This is a genomic window from Mesorhizobium sp. M1A.F.Ca.ET.072.01.1.1, from assembly GCF_004023325.1.
Lineage (GTDB): Bacteria > Pseudomonadota > Alphaproteobacteria > Rhizobiales > Rhizobiaceae > Mesorhizobium.
Genome location: NZ_RZSF01000474.1, coordinates 1 through 3,824, shown reverse-complemented (window position 1 = coordinate 3,824; position 3,824 = coordinate 1). Strand labels below are relative to the sequence as shown.

General features: G+C 56.4%; 3 protein-coding genes. 1 reads left to right on the top strand and 2 read right to left on the bottom strand.

Features of this window, described 5'->3' with window-relative positions:
• A partial coding sequence (locus EOA32_RS34505; RefSeq protein ID WP_128374086.1) for a helix-turn-helix domain-containing protein occupies positions 1-774 on the top strand: 774 nt, incomplete at its 5' end.
• Between the two features lie 465 nt (positions 775-1,239).
• Here the strand turns inward: EOA32_RS34505 and EOA32_RS34500 are convergent.
• Both EOA32_RS34500 and EOA32_RS34495 read right to left on the bottom strand, forming a co-directional pair.
• On the bottom strand, positions 1,240-2,373 hold the full coding sequence (locus EOA32_RS34500; protein WP_128374085.1) for a KamA family radical SAM protein: 1,134 nt from the start codon (positions 2,371-2,373) through the stop codon (positions 1,240-1,242).
• A gap of 947 nt (positions 2,374-3,320) precedes the next feature.
• Positions 3,321-3,824 (bottom strand): transposase (locus EOA32_RS34495; RefSeq protein ID WP_189407614.1); only part of this gene is annotated, 504 nt, incomplete at its 5' end.

The window sequence follows — 3,824 nt, the reverse complement described above, 5'->3', positions numbered from 1 at the left end:
TTCGAAACAGTGCCTGTTTCAGAAGCAGGCACTGATTTCGACATTCTGTTTGTCGTGGCGGGCGGCAATCCGCTGACCTTTCGCGACGACAGGATTCTGGGCTGGGTGCGCCGTCTTGCCCGTTCGGGGGTGCCACTGGGAGGAATCTCAGGCGGGGCGGCAATCCTGGCTGCGGCCGGTGTCATGTCGTCACGCAGGTTCACGATCCACTGGCAACACATCGATGCAATGCGCGAGATGTATCCCGACGCGCTCATCGAACGGCGGCTGTTCGTCATAGATCGAGACCGGTTCACCTGCGCGGGCGGCATGGCCCCGCTGGATATGACGCACGCGCTGATCGCTTCAGATCATGGTGTGAAACTGGCGCGCGCGGTGAGCGACTGGTTCATTCACACGGGCATCCGGCAGGCCGAGGCCCCGCAGCAGGCGGACCCGATGCTCAAATACGATCTTCACCATCCCGCCCTGGTCGCCATAGTCGAGCTAATGACGAGCCACATCGCCGACCCGCTGAAGCTGGAGGATTTGGCCCTTCTGAGCGGCATGGGGGAGCGGCAATTGGAGCGGCTGGCAAAGAAACAGCTGGGACAAAGCGTGATGCAGTTCTATCGCTCTCTGCGACTGGAGAAGGCCGACGAGATTCTGCAACAGTCGGACCTCCCGCTCATCGAGGTGGCGCTTGCCACTGGCTTTCGCAACCGCAGCCATTTCTCACGGGCCTTTCAGGCCCACGTTGGCGTAGGCCCCGCCACCCGACGCAAACGGCGCTGAGGCGGCGACTATTGGCAGCGTCTCTGTAATTGCTCTTGCTCCATTTTCCTCTCGCAATTGAACACCTTGGCACCTTGGCATCGTCACCTTGCGATCTTGATAGAGCATTTGTGCAGCACCTCCAACCCACCCATGTTGGACTTGGCCGGGTGACGAGGAGGCTCTGGCCCTGGCGATCGCCGCCCACCGCCGTAATGGCAATGCCATTGTCAAACACGTAGGTGGCGCCCGTCCCGATGGTGATCGTGCGGCGGATCTCACCGTCTCCTCCAAGCAGCAGGCTGTCAGCGCCGCTTAACTGCACATAGGTCAGGTCGTAGGCGTCGCCGTCGTGGCTATCCACAATTGCCTGGAAGTGACGTGGAGTGATCGGTTAAACCAGCTTGTCAAGAATGCTATAGGCTTTGAGAGCAGCCGCGTCGCTTTCTGATTCTCGACAACCATGCCTCGAAGTGGAATCAGCGCTCACATCGGATCGAGTCTGTCCGGATCTTTCCAAGTTCTCCATTCGTAGTTGCGGAGGACGATATATCCGGGCCCAGATCCTATTAGGTAGTCGGGATTGAGCGGCGTTTTGCCGAGCGGCGTGCAGATTACATATTGCGGCACGGCAAAGCCGGTGGTGTGCCCGCGCAAATTCTCAATAATGTGCATCCCAGTAGCAATTGATGTTCTGAAGTGCTCAGCGCCCCGCACCAAGTCCGCATGGTACAGATAGTACGGTCTCACACGTGCCATAAGGAGTTTGTGGACCAATTCTTTCATAACCTCTACCGTGTCGTTAATTCCTCTGAGGAGCACGGACTGATTCCCGACCGGAACGCCTGCTTCAAGCAACCGTTCGACGGCAAGCTTCGCTTCAGGAGTCACCTCATTGGGGTGATTGAAGTGAGTATTGAGCCAGATGGGATGGTACTTTCTGATCATCTGGCAGAATTCGGACGTGATCCGCTGTGGCATGGTCACAGGAGTTCGGGTGCCTATCCGGATAATCTGAACGTGCTCAAGTTGCCTGAGGCGTGACAGTACGTACTCTATCTTGTTGTCCCCTGTCGTCAGCGGGTCGCCCCCGCTTAACAATACATCCCGAATCTCGGGTCGCTCGGCAATGTACGCTATGCCTCTGTCGATCAGAGTTTGATCGCTAACCATTGAGCCCCGGCCCGAATGAACCTTGCGCGAGCAGTGTCTGCAGTAGGTAGCACACAAGTTGGCAATATGGAAAAGTACGCGATCCGGATATCTGTGAATGATGCAACTCACGTCAGTCTGTCCCTCCTTCCAAAGAGGGTTTTCGGAACCAACTTCCGATTGGTAGAATGAAGGGAGTTGATCAATATGGAAGACATCGTCAAGCTCCTTTATGTTTGGAATAGCCTGTAGGCGAACCGGGTCGCTCGGGTCGTTCTTATCCATCAGCGAGAGGTAATAAGGTGTCACGCGGAAAACATATCGCTCACCTACCCTGTGGAAAGCTTCCTCTTCGTCCGGCGTAATGCTTATATAATCCTTCAGCCCTTTGAATGTGGTGACGCTGTTAGCGAGTTGCCAACGCCAATCATCCCAGTCGCTATTTCGTATACCCGTCGTTGCGATCATGCTAGAAACTCCAATTCGAATACTTATCTGCGGGTGAATTTTTGGTGGCGCGATGCACGGTTGACCTGGGAGCGGTCTTATCCAAGGTTCAACAAACGAAAAGCATATTGACAGCGGCCGTTAGTAAAATAAGAGATACGATACTAGTTTGAAAGGCTTTTCCTTGTGGGTGGTGTTCTCGTCGGGTCGCATCGGCTGCAGAACTCGGCCAGAACCTAAGACCAGAACCTAAGATAGGCCGAAGAGCGACGTAAATGGGTTCGATATTCCGGCCAATATCGCTTGGTCGCTTTGGGATGCTTTTGGAGGATGCTTGCCATGCCGTGCCGGCAAAGAGGCGTCAACGACGTAATCACCGCGACGTCGATCTTGAGCGGTTGAGCGGCACACCCAAGCAAGGGTGTGTCGAGTGACCATAGCAATAAAGTCACTACGAGGGTTGCTTCGAATCGTTTCAAAACGATATCCCGTGGTTGGCGGCTGCATTTCCAGGCTGTTGTGAAATATGATGCGATGCCGCACTGTTCGCGAAAGGCGTCTTGGGCAACAAAAGGCCTCATCATCGTGAATTCTCCAGCGCCGTGCGTTTCTCCTTGTCGCGTCTAGTTCTGTAATACCGTCAAACGTCTTAGCGACGTCGCCGTGATCTCGGACCAGCTGCCAGTTGCCAGGTGCCATCCGACATGAATGTTTGCGCACAGCTCCTGCCTCCTTACGACCAACGGTTTCAAAAATCGTGCCAACTGCGGTGAAAGAACCGCAGATGAAATTGTCTTTATACTGATCAATGGTTTACATGAGAGAATGCAGATGCAAGCCGACCCAACATCGCGTGTCGCGTACCTGACAAACCCGACAGCAGGCGTCGGAGGCGTTACTTGAGACCGCTATAGGTTGGCCTTGGAGGCCGGCGCCGCCTAGGAGGCCAGCTGGCCCGAGCCGTAGGGTCAAGTCCGGGAACTGCTGGATAAATTCTGGCGGGGCTCCTTTGCCGCGGCATTCTTGTTGAGGCCGTTTCGGGCCTCGTATTCCTGATCGAGTTCCTGCCTGACGGCGGTCATCTGGCGGCGCTCGAAGTCGGTGATCCTGATTGCCCGCCACCGCTCGGCAGCTCGGATCATGGCGCCGAACATGAGCTTGAGAGCGGGCTTCTCGCCGAAGGCATTGGGAATGATCTTTAGCCTGCGCCGCTCCTCGACGAACAGACGTTCCAGAAGATTCGTGGTTCTGATGGCGCGGCGGTGAGTGATCGGCATTCTCAGATGCGCGATTGCCGCTTCGAAGTCGTCCATGAAGCAGGCGACCGCGCTCGGCAGCTCGGCCTCGTAGTCCTTCACCAGACCGGCGGCGAGATCGCGGGCAATGGCGCGCGAGGGGGCCTGATAGGCGGCGGTGGCGCGGACCTTGAACTCGGGCCAGCGGTCTTCCGGCACCTTGGCGGCGAGATTGCG